Source organism: Aestuariirhabdus sp. LZHN29, from assembly GCF_049985285.1.
Taxonomy (GTDB): domain Bacteria; phylum Pseudomonadota; class Gammaproteobacteria; order Pseudomonadales; family Aestuariirhabdaceae; genus Aestuariirhabdus.
Genome location: NZ_JBNIEU010000003.1, coordinates 149,722 through 171,694 on the forward strand (window position 1 = coordinate 149,722; position 21,973 = coordinate 171,694).

Below are 21,973 nucleotides of genomic sequence, written 5' to 3' on the forward strand. Positions count from 1 at the left end.
CGTGTTGAGTGGCGTATGTATCTTCATGTTAGGCACTTCGATAGTGCAAGGTTCAAGCGTCCCGAATTCGCTTGATTTTCATGAGCAAGGACGAGAGCTGTATAACTACCGCTGCTATTACTGCCACGGTTACTCGGGAGATGCCAACACCCTTGCGGCAACCTACATGAATCCACCCCCAAGGGATTTTACAGCGCTATCGCCAGGGGATATGAGTCGCGAGCGAATGATTGAGGTCGTGACCCGCGGCGTGCCCGGAACGGGTATGGTGGGCTTTACCCAATACCTCGATAGTGATGAAGTTGAGTGGGTAGTCGATTTTATTCGCAGTGAGTTTATTGAGTTTAAGCGTGAGAATACCCGTTATCATACCGAAGCCAATGGATGGCCGGATCATAACCGTTATGCCTTAGCGTTTCCCTTTGCCCGCGGCGAGCTGCCTCTGGATATGTCGCAGCAGAAGATGAACAATCAGCAGTTAGCCGGGTATCAGTTGTTTATGACTAGCTGTATCAGCTGCCATGATCGAGCCGTTGTGCGCGATGAGGGCGAAATCTGGAGGCCAAGGAGCATCTCCTACCCCCGTAACAACTTTTCGTTCACCCAGCCGGCTAAGCCTGATGCAATGACGTCGGCCAGTGTTTATGCGCAACATGATCAGTACGCCCCCCTTGACAATCCAACTCCGCAGGAGGCGTTAGGGGAGCAACTGTTTCAGGATAACTGCGCGTTCTGTCATGCTGCCGACGGCAGTGGCAAAAACTGGATTGGGGCGTTTTTGGAGTCGGCGCCCCGTGACCTGACGGATTCGCAGTTTATGCAGACAATGGATGTCGACCGGTTAGCGCAAGTTATTGCAGAGGGGGTCCCCAACACCTCCATGCCGGCCTGGCGTTCGGTGCTCACGCCGGAGCAGATTGAGGCCCTTGTTCACTATATAGGCCGGGCGTTCCACCCGTTAGCCGCGGGAGGGACAAAATGAGAAAACGGCTGCCTGCAGAGCAGGCTCGCCGGGTGATGGCGATATTTTTTGGGGCAGTGGTGGGGGTTGTATTGCTCTCCTACTGGCATTCCCAGCGCATGTTCGAGGGCTACAACGCACCCTTGCCGATGCTGGAATTGAATCGCCTCGATGGATCCACATTGATGGTTGACGAGCTTTACGGGAAGCCGCTGATTATTAATATTTGGGCGACTTGGTGTGAACCCTGCAGGGAGGAGATGCCTGCGCTGCAACGCCTCAAAGACAAGATGGGGGATCGGGTGCAGGTTATCGGCATCTCGGTCGATCAGGATACGAACCTGATTCAGGAGTTTAATCGTCGTTACGGCCTCGATTTTGCCCCCTACTGGGATCCCGATGGTCGTTTGGCTGAGCGTTTGGGGGTTACCCTGTATCCCAGTACGTTGATGGTCAGCGCAGAGGGCGTATGGCTGGACCTGATGGTGGGCGACAGGGAATGGGACTCGGATGAGATGGTAGACTACATCAATGAACTCTACGACGGGACGTGGCAATGACCCAAGAAACTGATAGCCCGGTGTATCTGGGACTTCCCGGTTCGCTAAGAACCCTCAAGGGCAAAGGCTGGCTTTTTGTCTGCTTTCTGATGGTTTTTGTCGGAATCGTTGCCCAGTACGTGCTGCAGCAAAAAGAGGTCCTGTTTAACCAGTTTGCCCACTACTCCGAGCTCCAGCAGACCGAAACCATCCTGATCGAGGCCGATTTGGTGGTTTTTGAAGCCTATACAGACCTCTTTCTTATGGTGGGTAACCCTGGCCGTCAGGAGGTGCTCAACAATGTCCATCAGCACTTTATTGCGCTAAGAGAGAAATATCAGCAACTGGAGATGTTCTTTCCCGACCGGGCAGAGAGCTTTAAGGGCGTCGTGCAGTTACTGGCCGATGCCGTGGTGTCGCCCGACGCCGAACGCTTGATGGTTTTGAAGGAGCGCCTGTCATCCAACAAGCAGGAGCTGGAGGCCTTGCTGCAAGCTAACCGGCAGATGCGGGTGGAGGTGGTGCGAGAGTTCCAGCAGCACAGTAATCAGGTCGCCTGGGAGGCGCTAGGGCTGGGCCTGCTGGGGTTGCTCGGGGCCGGGTTGGTTATTTCACTCTTTTTTGGTCGCATGGCACGGGATATTGGCCAGTTGAAGCGCAGGGTGCAACAGATCACACGAGGTTATCGGGGGGCGGCGCTGGAGATCAAACGCCGGGATGAGTTGGGCGCCTTGATTCGAGGCGTCAACCAGATGGCGAGCCAGTTGCAGCAGCGTGAACAGGAGTTGGAGCTGGAGCGCCGGAATCGATTTAACCGCGAAAAACGCGGCGATATGCAGCAGTTGGTCGCGGGGTTGGTGCACGAGCTGGGGAACCCGGTGGCTGCGGTATCAGGCTTGGCCCAGGCGCTGGTTGAGGAGGACAGTGAAGAGGAGCGACGACTGTATCTCGACCAGATCAACCAGTATGCCGGGCGAATGGTGCGGCTGGTGGAAGATTTGACGCGTATCGGCCAGCCGATGCACAGCAGCTACCATATGGTCGATCTCAACGAGGTCGTTCAACACAGTGCGGGTCTGTTGCGTTATGACGAGCGGTGGCAGGGTATCGATGTGCAGTATGAGCTTGATACCACTATTCCCCCTATGCCGGGACGCAGTGAGCAGCTGGAGCAAGTGGTCATTAACTTGCTGACCAATGCGTTTGATGCTCTGGAGGGAATACCCGATTCTCGAGTCGATATCCGCACCTATCAGCGTGATGGGCAGTGGGCGTGCCTTGAGGTGGAAGACAACGGCTGCGGTATTTCACTCGATCAGGTAGGAAACGTGTTCGATACCGGCTACAGCACCAAGGGCGAGGGGCGAGGTCTTGGCCTGCCCCTGTGCAAAGCCCTGGTGGGCTCGCATCACGGAGAGATCAATATTGAGACCGGAGCCGGGCAGGGGAGTCGTATCCTGATTACCCTGCCGCTGCAACGTGAAGAGGACGAATCGACCGTCGAGGAACCCGCGGCATGAAGGTGACAGACGTCTCTTTCGTTGATGTGTTGCGCAGCATGACGGGGTCCTTGCTGGTGTCGCTGGTGCTGCTCATGCTGTTTGCGGTGACCTTCTTTCATTTCGATGTGCAGATGCGGCGTGAACATTTTAGTCAGGTGGAGTTAACCTCACTTGCGGTGCAGCGCCACTCTATTGTGCGTACCATCACAGCGATTACCCAGGACATGGCGGGTCTGCAGGAGCATCAGTCGCTCTATGGGTTTCGGGACTGGCTCGATCCCCGCTATCGAACCATGATGTCGTTCGAAATGGAGACCCTGTGCAGGATTCGCCGCCAATTTGACCAGTTGCGTATTTTGGACAACAAAGGGCAGGAGCGTATCCGCGTTGACTGCCTGAACGGTTTCCCCCAGTCCGTGGCCGACGATCAGTTACAAAACCAGTCTCGCCGTGATTACTTTAGCAGCGCCCTGGTTTTGGGGCAGGGTGAGGTGTTTATTTCTCCGCTTTCGGTACAGCAGGAGGCCACCACTAACTCTGCTTCCGGCAGGCCGGTGTTGCGCCTCTCGACTCCCCTGACGGCTCCAGATGGTGCTCGCACGGGTATCCTGGTGATCAACTATCTCGCCGATGAGCTGCTCACGTCTGCTCGCAACGATGTGAGCTCCAATCTTAAGCGCTCCCCCCAGGGTGGCTATCTCTATCTGGTCAACAGCTCCGGGGTGACCTATAACAGCCTGCCCAGTGGTTACCCCCGCGCTGCGGACGGCGGCTACAATCTGGCCACACTATTTCCACAGCTCTGGGAGCAAATTGAGCTATCCGAGTCTGGAAGCATTCCGGTGACCCAGGGGCTGTTAAATTTTATTACCTATCGACCCTTGCAACAGGTGGATAGCTATCTTCCCGATTACCCGGAAGATTTGGCGAGTGACAATGAGTACAGCTCCCGAATCGAATGGAAGCTGCTCTCTTTTGTGCCCGACCAGCAGCTTCAGTTTGGAGTTGAGCAGTACATTCTTAAGATGGCGATCATCGTACCTTTGGTACTGCTGATTTTGTTACCGATGCTTTACCAGATTAAGCGTTCCCGGTTGCAGCGCAGCCTGATGATGGCGGAGATGGAGGCGCAGCGCATCTTCCTCCAAACCATGATGGATTCAATGGGCGACGGAGTGGTCGCAGTCGATACCCATGGGAACATGCAGGTGAGTAATGACTCACTCGAGGAGATGTTCTGCTACGCACCTGATGAGTTGGTGGGGCATCCCGCCACCAAGCTGCTCGGCAGGGTGGTCGAACAGGAAGCGGATAGCGCGCTGCAATGGATGGAGCGATTGCTGGAGCGGCATCCCGACGGCAGAGAGTTAATCTGCCGTAACCGCTACTCCGACGAGATTTCGATGGAGGTTAGTGTTCGACCCTTTTCCCAGGGCGATCAGGAGTTTTTCCTGCTGGTTTTTCGCGATATTACCGAGCGTAAGAAGGCGGAAAAAGAGGTCGAAAGTCTCCACCTTAAGTATTGCCATCGTGAAAAAATGGCCGAGGTTGGGTTGCTGGTCGGAGGGATTTTGCATGAGGTGGCCAACCCCATGGCGGCGATTCAGGGTTTGTTGCTGGAGCTGATTTCCGATGATGAGAAGGAGAATCCGCTGCTGGACGAAGATGGTCGCGCCCGTATCCAGTTGATTATCGATCATGTCGATCGCGTCAAGGGGATCAGCCGCGAGGTGTCGAGTTTCCTCAGGCCTGCCAGTTACAGTTTCGAGTTATCGGATCTTAATGGTATTGTGCAGACCACTACACGCTTGATCCGGTTTGATAAACGGTGGCGCGATATCGAGCTGCAGGAGCAACTTGACCCATCCTTGCCGCCGGTCAATGCCATCGCGGACCAGTTGGTTCAGGTGATTATGAACCTGCTGGTGAATGCTGCCGATGCCTGCGGGGGCGCACCTGAACGTAAATCCCAAGTGTGTATCAAGAGTTGTAGTGTTGGTGATATGGCGCTGTTTGAAATTATTGATAATGGCAGTGGTATGTCAGCTGATACGCTGCAACAGATTTTTGAGCCTTTTTACACAACCAAAGCAGATGGTCAGGGCACCGGCTTGGGAATGCCTTTGTGTGAGGGTATTATCAATGATCATGGTGGCAGTCTGGAAGTAGAGTCCAGCCTGGGAGAGGGTACCCAGGTGCGAGTGTATCTGCCATTGGCATCGCTCGATTGAATCTGGCCAAGGAGCCGATTAAATGAAAACACTGAATGTGCTGGTGATCGATGACGAGTTGGCGTTGCGCCATATTTTGGCCAAGGCGATCGAAAAATCCGGACACGTTGTCGATACGGCTGGCAGTGGCACCGAAGCGTTGGAAAAACTCACCTCTGGCGAGTTTGATGTCGCCGTGTCCGATATCCGCATGCCGGATATTACCGGAATTGAAGTGATCACCCGCGCGAGGGAAAAAGGAATTGAGACCTGCTTCTTGATGATGACGGCGTTTGCCTCGGTTAACACGGCAATCGAGGCGATGCGTGCGGGCGCTTACGATTATATGGTCAAGCCGGTACGCAACGACGATGTCATCAACCGGCTTTCGCAGATATCAGATATTCTGGAGTTGCGCAGCGAAAACAAGGTGCTGCGTAACCTGGTGATGGCGACCAACGAAAACCAGTGCCGCATGGTATCCGATGCGATGGCGCGCACAGACCGTTTGGTCAAGAAAGTGGCGGTGACAGACAGTACGGTGATCATCACCGGTGAAAGTGGAACAGGTAAAGGTGTTACGGCGCGTAGTATTCACGAAAACAGCTTGCGCGCCAATGCCCCCTTTATCCCTGTGAACTGCGGGGCTATCCCTGAAAACCTGCTGGAGAGTGAGTTCTTCGGTCACGCAAAAGGGGCGTTTACCGGCGCCCATAAGGTCAAGAAGGGGCTTTTTGTCGAAGCGGACCAGGGTACCATCTTTCTCGACGAGATCGGTGAGCTACCGTTAAATCTACAGGTTAAATTGCTGCATGTGATCGAGGATGGCAGTGTACGGGCCGTGGGCAGCGAGCAGGCGAAAAAGGTCGATGTGCGCATCATTGCCGCCACCAACCGAGACCTTGAAACCATGGTAGCTGAGGGGACCTTCCGTGAAGATCTCTACTTCCGTCTCAATATTTTTAATATCGAGATCCCGCCACTGCGCGAGCGACTGGCCGATATTCCCCTATTGACCGAATTTTTTATTAAACGTGAATCTAAAAAACTGGGACTTGGGGAGCAGATTGAAATTGAACCCGAAGCGCTGGAACTACTCAAAAGCTACGGTTACCAGGGTAATGTGCGAGAGCTGGAAAACATTATCGCCCGCTCTCTTATCCTTTCCGAGGACAACCTGATTCGGGTCACCGACCTGCCGACCCAGGTGATCAAGAGTGGTGGCGCGGCACCTATCAACGGAGAGATGCTGCTGCGCGACCAGGTGCGACAGTTTGAGATCAGGGTGATCAAGCAGGCGATTGATGAAGCCGGTGGCGATCGTCGGGCCGCGGCCAACAAATTGGGCTTGGGGCTATCCAGTCTTTACCGTAAGTTGGAAGGGGCTGAGGAGCAGTGACACTCTCTTGTAGATGTGGGTACCGGTCGTCTTTATGTGAAGTTAAGAGGTTGAATAGTTGATGAATGGTTTTCGATTAATGATGGTGTTGTTGTTTTCGATGCTGGTGACGCCTGTTCTGGCCGAGGAAGCACTGAGCGCGGATGAGCTCGAAGCCCTGTTTCAACAAGCTCAAAAGGTAGAACGCGAAGGGCGCTTTATTGAAGCGATGGGTCTGCTGGAAAAAGCCGCCAAAATGGGGCACCCAGGTGCCCAAAATAGCTATGGTTACATGATGCATAAGTCGGGTTTTTTTGAGCAATCTTTTGCGATGTACCAGAAATCTGCCGATCAGGGTAACAGTGAGGCGATGATGCGGCTGGGGTTACAGTATTTTTCTGGTGAAGGGGTTGAAGTGGATATGGAGAAAGCTCGTACCCTCATCGAACAGGCTGCCCGTGCGGGTAATTTCTACGCTTACAATGCGATATATGAGGCGTATAAACATGGCTCTTTGGGGTACGAGCTCAATGAGGCTCAGGCGCTACGTTGGTTGACGGCGGCGTCCGACGCGGGAAGCGCAACCCATCGTCGGCTGCTTGCGCAGGCATACGAGAATGGGGCGCTGGGTTTGGATGTGGATGTGTCCAGGGCGCTGGACAATTATAAGCAGGCGGCGGCAGCAGGTGACCGGCCTTCGATCCAATATCTATATCGGGTGTATACCGAAGGACTGCTGGAGCAGGTTGTTGATCCGGGGATGGCCGAGCAGTGGAGCCCGAAACCTAAACAGCAGTAGAGGAGTGGTACTATGAAAGTTAGATTGATCGTGTTACGAGCAGCTTCGATCATGCTAGTTTTGGCAATGCCGGTTCAGGCTGCCGATGTCTTTAAAGGGCAGCGTTTGTACGCGCAGGAGTGTGAACGTTGCCATGGTTCCGATGGCAGTGGGGTGATGGCGGGTGGTGTGGACTTTAGCTTGGGAGATGGTCTGAGGGTAAGCAACAAAAGATTGCACGATCACATAGACCGCGGGAAGGGGGGGTGCCCGTCATTCTTCGGGATCCTTGAGTCCGAAGAGATTCTGGATGTGGTTGCATATTTAAGGACACTGTATTGATGCGCAAAACGTTTTTGTTGTTGCTACTTGCCGGACTGGTGGGTTGCTCTGACCCGGAATCAAAGATCGACAATGATGCGAAGGCTGTATCGGATGCACCCTTTCAGATACTGGATAACTTTGGTGTGGGGGAGAATGTATTTGTTCGCTCTTTGGCCGTGGAAAATGCCGCCAACAGTCTCTGGGTGGGAACCTCCGTTGGCGTTAACCAGATATCGCTGGATGATTTCAGTATGACTAATAGCTTCACCCGTGCTGATGGCTTGGCTAATGAGTATGTGTTTGCTATCGGTATCGACGATGACGGTTATAAATGGTTTGGCACCAATGCCGGAGGGATGAGCCGCTATAAAGAGGGTGAACCCTGGCGCACCTTCTTTCCCATGCATGGGTTGGCCGACTACTGGGTTTACTCCTTCGCGAATCATCCCGATGGGGCGCTTTGGGTCGGCACTTGGGCGGGAGTCAATCGTCTTGATCGTACCACCCTAAAGATGCAAACCTACGTCAAGGAGCTAATCAACGAGTGGGTCTATGGTCTCGATGTTGATGCTCAGGGTCGTCTCTGGTTTGGTACCGAGGGGGGCGTTTCACGCTATGATCAGGTCTCCGGCGAGTGGGTGTCCTGGACCCATCAGGATGGCTTGGGTGCAGAAAACGAAGATGCGTTGCCTTTTAGCACCAATACTGGCCTGGGCACCCGTGAGCGGCATGACCTGGGGGTGCTGGCTGCGGGAAAAGAGACCTACAATCCTAACTACGTGTTTACTCTGCAGGTAGCCGATGACCAGAGTGTCTGGGTGGGTACCTGGGGGGGAGGGGTTAGCCAGTTTATTGATGGCCGCTGGAAGAACTACACGACGGATGATGGCTTGATGGGCAATATTGTCTACAGCTTGATACAGGCCAGTGATGGAGCTTTCTGGTTTGGTACCAATTATGGGATCTCTCGCTTTGATGGTGAGAACTGGCAGAATTTTGGTCGCCACCAAGGTTTAAGCAATATCAACGTATACGCATTGGCGGAATCTCCCAACGGTGATATTTGGGCGGGAACTCGCGGTTCGGTGGTTCGTATAGGTCGTAAGCCGGCTGAGGCGCAATAGGTCGCTTTTGAGCGGTATCTCCGTGAACAGCCAAGGCCGCTCACGGGCTAGAAGTAGGAGTTGATGAGGTGAGTTGGAAAATAAAGGCAGGGGTAGCGCTTGGCATGGCCGGATTGGTGGCGATGGTGCTGGTTAATAATAACCGCACTGCTACGGTGCCGGTGCCATCTACAGGTATGAGTGCAGCAAATCTTCCCCAGGGGGCGGCCCTGCCCCCGGGGCATAGGTCCATTGATGCTATCCAGACTCCGGCGACGACGACACCGGTGGATCACCCGACGATTCCCCAGGGTAAGTTTACCCAGTTTGAGATGGGGAACCGGAATGTGAAATCGATCCTCCCGGTGGGTGACTCGGTTTGGGTCGGCTCCTCAGGCGGTGCGCTGCGGTACGACCTGAAAAAAGATGACTACCAGCATTACAATACCCAAAATGGTCTGCTGGCCAACGGCGTGTTTAATATCGCCAGGGTGAACGGCAAAATTGCCGTAGGCACCTATGGAGGGGGGCTCGCCATCCTCGAGGATGAAGCAGAAGGGCGCTGGAAAATCTATAACGTGCCGGAGGGGTTGGGGGACGCCTTTGTCTACGGCACTTTGCAGATGAGCAATGGCGATATCTGGATTGCAACCTGGACCGGTGCCAACCGAATAAAAGGCGGCAATATTGATGATCCCGCTGCATGGGAGGTGTTTACCGTCAAAAACACCGACGGTGGTGTCCCCAACGACTGGGTTTATGGGTTGGCGGAGGGGCTTAACGGGGATCTGTGGATGGCCACTGAGGGTGGTCTGGCACTATACCGCAACGGTAAATGGAAAAACTGGAATCACCAGACCGGGCTAGGCGCGCCTTACGAACAGGTGGAGGCGCAAAACCCCTTTAAGCGGGATCCGGCGCAGTTTTCCGAGCACCATGCCCGGCAGAAGATCGAGATGGGCTTGCAGGGGGTTAGTACGGCCTATAACCCCAATTATATTATCTCCCTTGTGGTCGATAGCGAAGGGGTCGTTTGGGCGGGTACCTGGGGTGCGGGCTTAAGCCGGTTTGATGGAGAAAACTGGACAACGCTCACCATGGATGATGGCCTTCCCAATAATCATATCTTTGCTCTCTATATAGATAGCCGAAAGCGCCTGTGGGTGGGTACCAGCAAAGGCCTTGCCCGCAAAGAGGCCGATGGCAGCTTCAAAGTGTTCACGCGCGCGGATGGATTGTACTCCGATGCCGTATTCTCCATGAGTGAAGAGGCGGATGGAGTCTACTGGGTGGGCAGCTTTGGTGGAATCTCCAGAATTAAGGGGTTGGAGTAACCCCTGAATAGTGTCGTCAGGCGGCGTCCGCTAATAAATCGTGCTATTACTGTAGAGGTGGCCCGACCGCAGTAGCAACCCGCTAATCGATAGAAGGTGCATTCATGCCCCAGCAATCAGATCGTCATGCATCAGGAGAGTCCCATATTCTCTCTCCCCTCAAACAGGTCGGGAAAATCAGCCTGTTGACGGGGCTGTTTGCGGTGATGGGGATCGCCTTGCTGCTGGGTTGGGTGCTCTACAGTCTGCCCCGGGGTTATGAAGAGCTTGGTGTGGAGCTGATGGAAACCCAGCGACACCTGCCCTGGTTAATGTCCCTCACCGCGCTGTTACTAATTGTGGGAGCCGCTGCGACCACCTGGGTTATTAGCCTTTACGCCAGCTTCCGCATTGCAGGCCCCCTGTATCGGTTTGCCCGTAACCTGGAGATCCAGTACCGCCATAGCGGCGAGCCGGTACTCAGCATTCGTCAGGGAGACGCATTGCAAGCGGAGAGTGATGCCCTGATGGCCACTATAGAGGTTCTCCAGCGCTACCGGGAGGGGGTAGCCCGGGATATCAACAGGCTCAACGGGCAGCTCGAGGTTTCCGAGGGCGCGCCTGCTGATATCAAGCCACTCGCGGCAGATCTGCGCCAGCAGATTGACCCGCTACGGGTCTGATACCTGTCGTATCAATCTCCCTGCTAATAGTCCTGCTTGCGGGCTGAATGCTGCCGTGGGGCGTTTGCCCTTTGGGCTCGCTGACTGAAGGCAGTAGATGGAGCGACTATTTTCCCAATCGCTGGAACCGGGTCTCCCGAAACAGGAATCCATATTCTCGAAAACCAGAAATTGACGTCTCATTTTGTCATATTGGGTGGTTAACGTGCCCAATATTGGCAGGGATGTTCTGGGTTGAAGGGATCTGTAACAATGGGCTTGACGAGCGACGCTATATTAACTTGTTGAAAACACAAGAGAAAATTAGCACGCTTTTGATTATTTAAATATTTGAAAGTATGGTTTGTAAAGTTGGCACAGCATTCGCTTTATAGTTAGCGAAGTCGAGAGAAATCTCGCGCAGTTATCAGAATCGATACGCCGTGAAAGAATTAGGAATGAGGATACAAGCCATGTTCAAGTCAATTACAAAAAATGTCGGGCTGGCCGCTCTGGGCGGTGCCCTGTTGGTTGCCAGCGCCGCAAGTTTTGCTGGTATTTCAACCACCAAGCACAACCTGGGTAGCAACGGTACCGGAGACAACTCGTACTCTGGTACTGGAGAGATCTGCGTGTTCTGTCACACACCTCACGGTGCTGACACTGGCGCTCCGGTTCCACTGTGGAACCGTAACCTGCCCACAGGTACTACCTACACTACCTACGATTCACTGGGAACCAGCTCTCTGGACGGTACCATTATCTCCGTAGGTTCTGTCTCTTTGGCCTGTCTCTCCTGTCACGATGGTGGTCAGGCTATGGACTCCATCATCAACGCACCCGGCTCCGGTTTGGCGGGTGATAATACTTGGCAGGCTGGTACCTGGACCGGTAACGACCGTCCACAGGGCATCGCTAACATCGGAACCGATCTGCGGGATGACCATCCGATCGGTATCCAGTACGGCGGTGGTGGTGTAGTACAAAGCACGTGTACCAACGACGGCGCTAACTGTACTGCAACTCTGGGTGATGCGGACTTTTTCCAGCCCCGTATGCGTGTAATCAACACCCAGCCTATCTGGTGGGTAAGCACCGACGGCAACAACGCGACGCGTGAAAAGACCGATATCCAGCTTTATACTCGTAGCGATGCGGCTGCTGCCAACGAAAACGAGCCCTTCGTAGAGTGTGCCAGCTGCCACGATCCGCACACCGATAACACCACTTTCTTGCGGGTAGTGAATACCGACAGTGCTGTATGCCTGGCATGTCATGACAAGTAAGTAGTTGTGAGTTAACAAAAACCGGCCTCGGCCGGTTTTTGTCTTTAGCTTCACCGAAAAGCCGAATTGCAGTAGAGTTCGGCTTTGAGTGCAAACCGTGATCCTGATGTGGGAGGTTGAGAGTGCGTCGAATGGGGATGTTGCGTTCGTTGGGTAGGTGGGTTGCTGCTGCGTTGGCGCTGAGTGCCGGTTCGCTGCACGCACAGGAGTGTGTGTCGGTGGATGCGGACAGTGTATCCCCTGAGGTCTCCAGCATGGCCGTGGTTGACGGTATGCGTATCGGTGATACCGAGTTTCAGGCTTCGGTTCAAATTATGGCGCGGGAGCGGTTCTATCACTTCAATATGCCCGAAGGTGAGGCGGCTCAGTTTCAGCGGGAGGTGATTCAGACCCTGATCGATGCTCGGCTTCTCGCCAAAGAGGCGCAGCGGCGCGGTATGGCGGCAGACCTGGCGTCAGTGGATGCTCAGTTGGAGCAGATGGATGCGGCCAATAGTGAAAACCCCTCCTGGGCAGAGCAGCGTGACCAGGTGCTGGCGTTTCATCTTTGTCGAGCTGAGCGTCAGCAGTTACTGGAGCAGTTGAAGGCCGATGTTGAAGGGTCAATTGAGCTGTCCCGGGATCAAGTAGAAAACTACTACCTATCCCACCCTGACAAATTTACCTCGCCACCCCAGTTTAAGGTTCAGGTTATCGTTATCGGGGTGAATCCCTCAATGCCGAGTGCCACCTGGAAAGAAGCGGAGGAGCAGGCGCAAACGCTTTATATTGCTCTATCGGATGGTGCGGACTTCGCGGAGCTGGCCTCCGAGTTTTCTACCGACGCCTCTGCGTCCAGTGGTGGTGAGATGGGCTACATCCATCAGGGGATGCTCGGTTCGGAGGTAGAGGCTCTGCTGGCGGAGCTCGCGGTTGGCGAGATGGCAAAGCCGATGCGGGTTCTGGAGGGGTGGATGATTATACGTCTGGACGACCGCCTTGAGGCAGAGTTGAACCCGCTGGATAAGGTGTTTGAACGTGCATCGGCGTTAGCCAGTCGAGATGCGCTGGAGGTCGCCTGGGAGCAGCTGGCCGAGACGCTTCGTGCCGGGGTTAAGATTGAGATAGAGGAACAGCGGATGTTGCCGTTGCCCGTGGAAGCGGATATTGACGCTTCGCAAGGATGATCTGTAGGGGCTCCGCGCGGGGAGTCTTTTGCGATGTTGCTGGAGAGTCAGGGATGGTCTTGGTTGGGTGTGTGTCCGTCTTCGGGCTTGTGGATTAATGGTGTTGATAAGGGTGCTGATGTTGATAAACGCCTGTCAACGCCTCCTTGTATTGGGGGCGCTGCTGTTGCTCGCTACTCAGGTGCATGCCGCAGCGATTATTATGACCCAGCCCAGATTCGGCCTTGGAGGCTCGATCGGGCTAAGTTATGACGAGACTCATAATCTCCCGGACGATGGTGATAGCTCTAGCATCAAGCGGGGGTCTACCGATCTGCAGTTGCGGGGAAGGGGGCAGAGTACCGGCTATATCTGGAAACCCTGGTACTCCAGTTTGGTGCTGAACGGCGATCTAACCCTGAATTTTCGCCAGTACACTGGAGATTATGACTCTACAAATACCAGCTTCACGGGTCAGGGGCAGAGTCTTTTTACGCTCTACCCGAGTAGCCGATTCCCTTTTAGCGCTGACTTGAAAGTAGGCGGCTCTGAACTTCAGCGCAGTAATAGTGAAAACGATCAGTTGCGGTCGATCAGCCTGGAGTTGATCCAACGCTACCGCCCTCTAAATTCACCCGATGATTATAATGGCGGCTTATTCGTTCAGCGCCTCGATACCGACCTGAGTGGAAGTCAGGACCTATATCGTATGGAGCTGGGGGCGAATAACGATTGGCGCAGCCACAGCCTGCAGTCGGAATACTATTTTGAGCGGCAGGAGAATAGCGATGATATCGGCATCGATAACAATAACGTTCCCGAAACCGAAGATACCAGTCGCTTCTATAGCCGGCACCGCTTCAGTCCTGATGCCGAATTCTCCGCTGATAGTTTTGTCTCGCTGTTTGACACCGATGAAACCTACCGTAATCGTAAGATCGAGGATCAAAATTGGCAGTTGAATTCAAACCTGGTGTGGCAACCGATCCGCTATAGGCGTTTGCGGGTGACCGGGTTTGGGCGGGCCTCCACCCGCAGTCAGGAGCGTACGGGCGATGGCGGTTTCGATCGCGATACCCTGGATGTTGGTAGTACCCTGAATTACGACATCACTCCCGCGCTTCGGGCTGATGGAGGCGTGGTATTTGGGGGGGAGCGGCAAGAGGGAGATACCAGCAGTACTCACGCCGAAAGGGCGGGGTTATCCTATCGGCCGGCAACAGTTTTGTGGCGAACTTATCAGTATGATTACTATGCACGAGGCTCGGTGAGTAACAATAAAGATGTTAGCGAAACCTACCAGCAGGCGAATGGAGGGATCGGGCACTCGCTGAGTCGAGAGTTTGATTTTAGCTATGCCCGCGACACCAAGATGCAGGTGTGGCAGCAGTATCTGAATGATTACACAAACGACTCTTCTACCGACAGTCGTTCCAGTATTTTGCACCGGATGTCCCTTACATTTCGCCAGGTTGAGCCTGGGGTGTCGAGTTTCTTGCGGCTGACTCTCGAGGATGATCGCGGCCTTAAAGGGGGGGATACTGACCTCAAGTATTCGCAGAGTTTCTATGCGCAGATTAATCGAACTCGCACCCTGACCCGTTACCGCAACTGGTATGCAGACCTTACCCTTGAGGTGCGTGATGAGGAGGAGCATGGAGGGTTGGAGCGCACCGACTACTTTGCAACAGGGTCCGCCGGCTATAGCGATAACCGGGCGTTCAATATTCGGGGCCTGCGTTTTACCTCCACGCTGCGCTTGAATCGAAGTGATACCCTCAGCTCGAATAGCAATACCCGATTCGAAGATGATTTAGATTACGAGGCGCTCTGGGAAAATCTATTGCTATGGCGGGTTGGGCGTCTGGAGCTGGAGGCTGAAACGGAGGTTCGGCGTGTTAGTGGCGGAACCAATTACTCTTTTGGGGTAAGCGCCCGCCGCTACTTCGGCGATTTCTAATTCCCCGATTCCGTTCTCTGGGGATGTTTCCCGATTTTGGGAGCCGCGATAATCTCCCTCACCCCATCTGAACCCTTCGACTAAAGTACCCAACCGGCTGCAACCCATTGTCACCCCTCTATTTTGTGACGGGGTGGTCGTCGATACCCTGGTCAGTAGTGTGAACTGGCACTCATATTGCTTTGTGAGTCTTTCGCAGGAGTACGCCCGCGGTTTGGGGTCGAAGGGAAGCGTTTTTCTTTTCTATACGAGGTATACGCCATCACAGGAGTTGTGACGGTGTAAAGAACAGGAGCCGGCCTTATAGGCCCAGAGAATTTTGACCATGACGATGACACGTAAGAACGCCTTGGGTTTTTTCCGACGTTTGTTACTGGTGCTAATGACAGCAACAGTGATGGGCGGCTGGGTAGCTCCCGCCAACGCTGAGTACGCCGATATTGTAATCAACAACTATTCCGATGATGCGGGTATGCGCCCGGCTATCTTTCCCCATTGGTTTCACCGCATTCGTTTTCGCTGCAAGGTATGCCACGCAGACCTTGGCTTTAAGTTTCAGGCCGGTGGCAACGACATCAATATGCTGAAAATCATTGATGGCCAGTTCTGCGGCGCTTGCCATAACGGCGAGATCGCATGGTCCGTAGAAAACTGCAATCTGTGTCACTCCGGAAAGCCGGGGACTCCGACCCAGGTTCACCAGAGTACCGTGCAGCAGTTGGTTGCGCCCAAGAAAAAAGCGGCCGAGTAACAGGGGTAGTAGACGTGAAAAAATTTAATATTCAGCTGGGTAAATCCCTGCTTATGGTCCCTGCCCTGGCTTTTGCTTTGATGGGTACGGTGCAAGCGGCGGACACCGCCAAAGGTAAAAAGATCGTTGACGCCAACTGTGCCGGTTGTCACAGCGTGGGTGTGATGGGTGCTCCCAAAATTGGCGATAACGCCGATTGGAATAAACGCTTACAGCAGGGCTATGGCATTTTGGTCGACCACGCGGTTAACGGTAAAGGCAATATGCCGGCCAAGGGTGGTAACCCGGCGCTGAGCGCAGGTGACATCGAAGACGCGGTTGCCTATTTTCTGGAAGCCGCCAAGGTGAAGGTGAGCGGAAAGCAGGCCACCAAACCAACGGTTGCCAAGGCTGCCGAGGCCAAGCCTAAAAAAGAGGTAAAAGCGGCACCTAAGGCCGATCCTAAAGTAGCCGCTGCTGGGAAAACGGCTCCTGCCAAGAAGAAAACACTGAAGTCGAACAGTTTTAACCGTCTGATGAAATCTCGCGCCGATTGGAACCCACCACCGGCCGAAGATGGCATTCACGATCCGGAAAACGAGGACAGCTATGCCCTGCAGCCGCCTAAAGAGGCTTTTGAAGGGCTGCCTTCCAACGCCTTCGGTAATCATATTGACTGGGTGAAGGCGCTCGAACAGGGCGATATCAATCCACGTTTTGATCGTATGGACCCTGATAAAAAGCCTTTCGTAATGGACCTCAATATTGTCCGAGAGGTAAAGGGCTCCATGCCTAATGTGGTTTATCCTCACAAGCAGCACACAGAGTGGCTAGACTGCTCCAACTGTCACCCCGCTATCTTTATTCCCAAGAAGGGCGCCAACCAGATCAGCATGGCGTCTATCTTGTTGGGCGAAAAGTGCGGTGTTTGCCACGGTAAGGTCGCCTTCCCGGTGTCCGAGTGCCGTCGCTGTCACTCCCAGAAGAAGAAGTAATTGAAAATGTTTGCCGGCCCTATCACTCTACGTTGGTTGTTACTCCCGCTATTAGCGGGAGCGCTGATGGTCAGTGCTGTTCATATTGCGGCCACAGATAATGATGAAGCCGCTGCCCGACAGAAGCTGCAATTGGTGCAGAATATGATGCAGGGCAGTGAAAAGATTCAGGCGATTGAAGAGAGTGAGAATGGCGGGGCTAAATCATTGTTGTCGATGGCTCGGCAGACGATGCACGCCGCCCAGATCCAGTTGGAGCTGGGCGCCTACAAGCCTGCGGCGCAATTGGCCGATGAAACCCTGAGGCTGCTGTCCGGCGCAACCGGACGTATCACTGCAAAGCCCCAGCAGGTAAGCAGTGGCGAGTACCTCTCGCTACGTGAAAGCATCCTGGCGTTTTTGGGCTCGTTGGAAAACCAGCCCCTGACGCCGATGGTGCAGCAGCATCTGCAGCAGGTTCAGGATCGGCTCGATTTAGCCCAGCAGCAGCGGGCCGCGGGTGAAAGTGTTCAGGCTCAGGAAACCCTGCAGGGCGCCTATACGTCGTTGGTTAACTTCATCTCCGAGATTAAAGACAAGCAGACCGTGGTACACAGTCTAAATTTCGATACGCCGAAAGATGAATACGAGTATGAGCTTCGCCGTTTGAAAAGTTACCAGGCGCTGTTACAGATGACGCGCTCTAGCGGAAAAAGCACCTCTAGCGACGGGAAAATTTCTGAGTACCTGAAACTGGCAGAGCAGCAAAGAGAGCAGGCTCAGAACTTTGCAAACAAGGGCCAAATGGAACAGGCCATCAACAGTCTGGAAGGGGCCGCGAAAGAGATGTCGCGAGCGCTGCGTACGGCTGGCGTTATGGTGCCTTAAACATTCGACCTTTGAATATTCGAGATAACTGATGAACAAGCAAACAACATGTAGATCGTTGATTCAATCGTTGACCCTGATGGCGACGCTGTTTTTCGTCACCATGGGCTCTAATGTGGCGGCCCAGTCATTGATGGTGGCGCAGGCCGGTAGTGATCCCCGCATGGGCTTTGCCAGTAACCTGATCTATCGTTCTACAGCGGCGCAGCAGATCGAAGCCAGCAATGACCCTGAGGCGTCCGAATTACACCAGCAGGCGAAGAGCCTCTACGAAAAGGCGAAAGAGCTTCAAGGTGACGACTCCAAGAAGGCGCTGGATGAAGCCTTGCGGGTGATGTTTCAGGCGGTAAAGTCTGCAGAGCCGGCTGAAGTTCGTGACGCCAAGGCCAAAGCCGATTATGAAAAAAAGCGTGAAAGTGTGCAGGCGTTGTTGAAGGCGTTCGATACCGTGGCCACCGAAAAAGGGGCTAAAGAGATCGCCGTCCAGACCCACAATGAAGTCGACAAACTAATCGTTAGCGCCCAGCAGTTATTTGATCGGGGCCTCTTTACCCAGGGCAAAGGTGTGCTCGAGGGCGCTCTCAACACCATCAAAACCAATATCGAAGGCCTGCGCGGCGGCGATACTTTGGTGCGTAGCCTGAATTTCGCGACCAAAGAGGAGGAGTATCATTACGAGGTTGATCGCAATGATACTCACCAGATGCTGGTCAACGTTTTGCTGAAGGAGAAGCGCGAAAAATCTCCTCGAGTGGCCCAGGCCGTAGATGCCGCTATGGAAATTGCAATGGGGTTTCGGAAACAGGCTGAATCCTTGGCCTCCGATGGCGATTACGCGGAAGCGATCGAACAGCTTGACCTCTCCACCAAAGAGCTGGTGAAAGCGATTCGCCGTGGTGGGGTCTATATTCCCGGATAATCGTCGCTCCCAGGCACCCAGCGCGAAAATCTGTTGCCCTCTGTCAAAAACACTCTGGCAGGGGGCGGGTCAGGATTGACCTCGTACGGCTCCCTGTTTTTTAATGCAACTCCACTTATGGAAAGAGATCAGGAGAGCCCCCGGTGTTGTCGCGCCTCGTCAATTCACTGAACACCCATTTTCACCTCGCCGACCTGATCGCCGCGAAAAATCACTCCGACGATTTCAACTATACTCGCGCCGGTTATATCGCCCGTCGGGTTAGGGTATTGACCTTCTCTTTCGCGCTGCTCGGACTGATGTGGATCCCCGTTGATCTGGCAACCCTGGAAAGAGAGCACGCACTACCGATTATCGTTGCAAGGGTGGCGCTGGCGCTGCTGCTGCTGATGGTTGGGGGTGTCTCCTTCAAGCTGCGTTCCCTCAACCATAATCGCGCTCTGTTAGGCACGTTGTTGCTGGCACTGGGTGGTTTCTATTTTTATGCGCAATGGGTGCTCGGTGATGCCGGCCGTGAAGGGCTGGCCGTCGGCTACTCCTTTTTACCTTTCGTCTATATCGCGACGCTCACCATCTTTCCCCTCAGCTTGCGGGAAGGCTTTGTCGCCGGCGCGCTGGTGGTGGGTTGGCTGATCGCCCATCATCTGGTGCACGGAGAGCTGACGAGTAATGAATCCCTGCTGGATTTCTGGCTTATCTCCCTGCTGATGATGATCGCCTTGTGGGCGCAGGCCAGTTATTTGAATCTATTGTTAAGGCTCTACCGTCAAGCGACCACCGACCCGCTGACCGGGCTTTTTAACCGTGCGATGTTGATGAGCAATATGGAGCTGGCGATCTCGGAAGCGCAACCCGACGAGCATTTTGCCATTGTTATGTTTGATCTCGATTACTTCAAACGCATCAATGACACCCATGGTCATATGACCGGCGACGAGGTGCTGCGCCAGTTCGCTCGGCTGATGAAAACCCACCTGCGCGCTAGCGATGTGCTAGGGCGCTACGGCGGGGAGGAGTTTGTCGCCCTGCTGCGTAACGTCGATGAAGCGACGGCCCGGCAGATGGCCGAGCGCCTGCGCCTGGCCTGCGAGGAGCACCGGGTTAAGGCGGTGTCGGGAGAGATGATTAGTTTCACCACCAGCATCGGTGTGACCCTGAGTGACCCGGGCAATAGCATTCAAAGCCTGCTGGAGAAAGTGGATGACCTGTTGTACGAGGCCAAACACAGTGGCCGTAATCGGGTAACCTTTCTCTCTCTGGCTACGTAGAGTGCGATCCGGATGATTACAGCGCATCAGCGCAAACCTGATCGATAGTTCTTATGCTATCAGGGCTCGTTCATTCCAGTCTGCGTTATTTTGCTGATGCTTTTAAATGGAAAGATGCGCAGGCTAAAAGGGCTCCAACTGTGGTCGAACAGGAGCTGCACGCATCAGATTCAAACGCCTAATCGGATCCAGGGCTATGGGGAGTAAACGATGCGGAAAAGGGCAATAAAAACCCGGGTCCTAGGGTTGATACGTCGAGGCTTTTTGGGTGACTCGGTGATCATCGCTTTCCCTTTGCTGATGCTAACCCGGGCGCTGCAGGTTGATAGCAACTTTGGTGGCCTGACCGATTGCTATTCCTGTTTTTTTTGGGCTGCCTTGCAGAGCGATATCAGTCTCTTTGTTTTGCTGTTGCTGTTTTACGGGGCGGTTCTGCTGACGCCTGTGTTGGCTTTGCGACTGCTTCTAAAACTGGCGATGTTATCGCTGTTGCTGTTGTATGTAGTGGATCTGGTGCTGCTCGACTTGATGGCAATTCGGCTGAATTTTTCGGAGGCGATAAAATACGCTTTCGCGGTTGGCCCGATATACGATATTGCGAAGGCCTATATCAGCGAAAGCAATCCCTGGTTGCTATTGTCTACTGTGTCAGGGGTGGTTCTGGTATCTGTGTTTTTGATCGCTCCAGTCTCTCTTGAACGTTGGCGTACGAACACATTGCTGTTAATGCTTCCGGCGCTTGCCTTGGCTGCGTGGCTACCGTCGAATGTGGGGTATGTTCACTCCTGGGGATATGAGAATGTTCTTAGGGTTAATTTATCAAGTGGCGTTACCGAGCCCTATAGCGCACCCTTTATTGAAGCTCTTGAGCAGAGAAACCGTGACCGCCCTCTCCTTCAGTGTAATAAAACAGATGGGACAGGGGCCGGAAGAAACGTTGTATTGGTGATTCTGGAGTCGTTTTCAGCTTACCATAGCCGTTTCTTTTCGGGGTTAAATGACCTCACCCCTCAGATGGACCGTATTGCCAGAGAGAACCGGGCGCTAACCAATTTTCATGCTAACGGATTTACCACCGAAGCGGGGTTGCTTGCCCTGTTGACCGGCCGAATCTCCCTTCCTGTGGTGGAGGAGAACAGCCTTGGCGCGGGTGTGAGTTTTAAGGGGGGCTTTAATCTGGATCATACCCTTCCCAAGATGCTGAGCAATGAGGGTTACTTCAGCGCATTTCTGACCAGCGGCGATCTAGGTTTTCTTGACAAAGGGAAGTGGTTGAAAAGCATCGGCTTCGACCATGTTGAAGGTCATCAACATCCATTCTATCGGCCCTGGCCCCGCTTTCATTTTCAAGCAGCACCGGACCGGGCGCTATATTTACGCTCTTTACAGGCAATTGAGAAATTAGAGACACGCCCGCGCCCTTTCTTTCTCACCGTAGAGACGGTGAGCACGCACCTTCCGTTTATTAACCCCGAAACGGGAATAAAAACCGAAGCTGCGGCGGTATCCTATGCCGATAAGGCGTTAGGGGAGTTTTACGACCGTATCGTCAAAAGTGGTTTCTTCAAGCGTGGAGGGATGCTATTGATCGTATCGGATCACCGCAGCATGACACCGATTAAATCTGCCGAACTGGAGCGTTTTGGCGAGCGCGCCGAGTCGCTTGTGCCGATGATAATAGTTGATCCTTTGCAGAACTTCACCGGAGAGGATGATGCCCTTGGTCAGCAAACTGATCTGGTAGGGTCTCTACAGTCGCAGGTCGCTGGGGTATCTTGCCAGGGGCGCTTCCAAAGTGATCTGTTTGACCCTTCCAGTAATGCCGATTGTGTGTTCCATAGCTCGGGTGTGGTGCGCGATCGAGTCTCGGTATTGTGTCATGGAGAGCCGGAACAGGTGGTGATTCTTAACGGTGACGACACCGGGTTTGAAGGTAGCGCCCCACCTCAGGCGCTGCGTATTCTGGACTATATTAATGGCGAGAGAGTACGGCGGCTTTCGGGTCGTTACGATAGTCCTTAGACGGCACCATC

At 53.9% G+C, this 21,973-nt stretch carries 19 protein-coding genes; all 19 read left to right on the plus strand.

All coding sequences use genetic code 11. The features are described 5' to 3' along the window. Positions 1–25: 25 nt before the first annotated feature. The 19 genes from ACP3PW_RS13105 to ACP3PW_RS13195 all read left to right on the plus strand — a co-directional run bounded on the left by ACP3PW_RS13105 (position 26) and on the right by ACP3PW_RS13195 (position 21,962). Positions 26–982, plus strand: coding sequence for a c-type cytochrome (locus ACP3PW_RS13105; protein ID WP_426417174.1), 957 nt, complete (start codon positions 26–28; stop codon positions 980–982). Then, entirely contained in the window at positions 979–1,521 is a 543-nt protein-coding gene (locus tag ACP3PW_RS13110; protein ID WP_426417175.1) for a TlpA family protein disulfide reductase, read from the plus strand. Before ACP3PW_RS13105 ends, ACP3PW_RS13110 begins: the two co-directional genes overlap by 4 nt. After that, on the plus strand, positions 1,518–3,020 hold the full coding sequence (locus ACP3PW_RS13115) for an ATP-binding protein (protein ID WP_426417176.1): 1,503 nt from the start codon (positions 1,518–1,520) through the stop codon (positions 3,018–3,020). Before ACP3PW_RS13110 ends, ACP3PW_RS13115 begins: the two co-directional genes overlap by 4 nt. Beyond that, positions 3,017–5,233: an ATP-binding protein gene (locus tag ACP3PW_RS13120; protein WP_426417177.1), complete on the plus strand. Its 2,217-nt coding sequence runs from the start codon at positions 3,017–3,019 to the stop codon at positions 5,231–5,233. Before ACP3PW_RS13115 ends, ACP3PW_RS13120 begins: the two co-directional genes overlap by 4 nt. A 22-nt stretch (positions 5,234–5,255) precedes the next feature. Continuing rightward, positions 5,256–6,611, plus strand: a complete 1,356-nt coding sequence (locus ACP3PW_RS13125; RefSeq protein WP_426417178.1) for a sigma-54-dependent transcriptional regulator — start codon at positions 5,256–5,258, stop codon at positions 6,609–6,611. A gap of 61 nt (positions 6,612–6,672) precedes the next feature. After that, entirely contained in the window at positions 6,673–7,389 is a 717-nt protein-coding gene (locus tag ACP3PW_RS13130) for a tetratricopeptide repeat protein (RefSeq protein WP_426417179.1), read from the plus strand. A gap of 12 nt (positions 7,390–7,401) precedes the next feature. Then, entirely contained in the window at positions 7,402–7,710 is a 309-nt protein-coding gene (locus ACP3PW_RS13135; RefSeq protein WP_426417180.1) for a c-type cytochrome, read from the plus strand. Beyond that, entirely contained in the window at positions 7,710–8,816 is a 1,107-nt protein-coding gene (locus ACP3PW_RS13140; protein WP_426417181.1) for a ligand-binding sensor domain-containing protein, read from the plus strand. The genes ACP3PW_RS13135 and ACP3PW_RS13140 overlap by 1 nt, the downstream gene beginning before the upstream one ends. 68 nt (positions 8,817–8,884) lie before the next feature. Next, positions 8,885–10,129: a ligand-binding sensor domain-containing protein gene (locus ACP3PW_RS13145; protein WP_426417182.1), complete on the plus strand. Its 1,245-nt coding sequence runs from the start codon at positions 8,885–8,887 to the stop codon at positions 10,127–10,129. A 104-nt stretch (positions 10,130–10,233) separates the two neighbouring features. Then, positions 10,234–10,791 (plus strand): hypothetical protein, encoded by a 558-nt coding sequence (locus ACP3PW_RS13150; RefSeq protein WP_426417183.1) that lies wholly within the window; start codon positions 10,234–10,236, stop codon positions 10,789–10,791. A 452-nt stretch (positions 10,792–11,243) separates the two neighbouring features. Then, positions 11,244–12,056 carry a cytochrome c3 family protein gene (locus ACP3PW_RS13155; protein WP_426417184.1) on the plus strand — a complete coding sequence of 271 codons (813 nt, stop codon included), beginning with the start codon at positions 11,244–11,246 and terminating at the stop codon, positions 12,054–12,056. Positions 12,057–12,187: 131 nt separating this feature from the next. Beyond that, entirely contained in the window at positions 12,188–13,222 is a 1,035-nt protein-coding gene (locus ACP3PW_RS13160; protein ID WP_426417185.1) for a peptidylprolyl isomerase, read from the plus strand. A gap of 112 nt (positions 13,223–13,334) precedes the next feature. Further along, positions 13,335–15,161 carry a hypothetical protein gene (locus ACP3PW_RS13165; protein ID WP_426417186.1) on the plus strand — a complete coding sequence of 609 codons (1,827 nt, stop codon included), beginning with the start codon at positions 13,335–13,337 and terminating at the stop codon, positions 15,159–15,161. 325 nt (positions 15,162–15,486) lie between these two features. Next, a complete protein-coding gene (locus ACP3PW_RS13170) occupies positions 15,487–15,912 on the plus strand; it encodes a c(7)-type cytochrome triheme domain-containing protein (RefSeq protein WP_426417187.1) in 426 nt (141 codons plus the stop codon). Between the two features lie 14 nt (positions 15,913–15,926). Then, complete coding sequence (locus ACP3PW_RS13175; RefSeq protein WP_426417188.1) at positions 15,927–16,886, plus strand: c(7)-type cytochrome triheme domain-containing protein; 960 nt, start codon at positions 15,927–15,929, stop codon at positions 16,884–16,886. Between the two features lie 66 nt (positions 16,887–16,952). Beyond that, entirely contained in the window at positions 16,953–17,753 is an 801-nt protein-coding gene (locus ACP3PW_RS13180) for a hypothetical protein (RefSeq protein WP_426417189.1), read from the plus strand. A gap of 31 nt (positions 17,754–17,784) precedes the next feature. Further along, the gene (locus tag ACP3PW_RS13185; protein ID WP_426417190.1) at positions 17,785–18,672 is read left to right on the plus strand and encodes a hypothetical protein; all 888 of its coding nucleotides are present in this window, start codon (positions 17,785–17,787) and stop codon (positions 18,670–18,672) included. Between the two features lie 143 nt (positions 18,673–18,815). Beyond that, the gene (locus ACP3PW_RS13190; protein WP_426417191.1) at positions 18,816–19,940 is read left to right on the plus strand and encodes a diguanylate cyclase; all 1,125 of its coding nucleotides are present in this window, start codon (positions 18,816–18,818) and stop codon (positions 19,938–19,940) included. 210 nt (positions 19,941–20,150) lie between these two features. Continuing rightward, complete coding sequence (locus ACP3PW_RS13195) at positions 20,151–21,962, plus strand: LTA synthase family protein (protein WP_426417192.1); 1,812 nt, start codon at positions 20,151–20,153, stop codon at positions 21,960–21,962. Positions 21,963–21,973 lie beyond the last annotated feature (11 nt).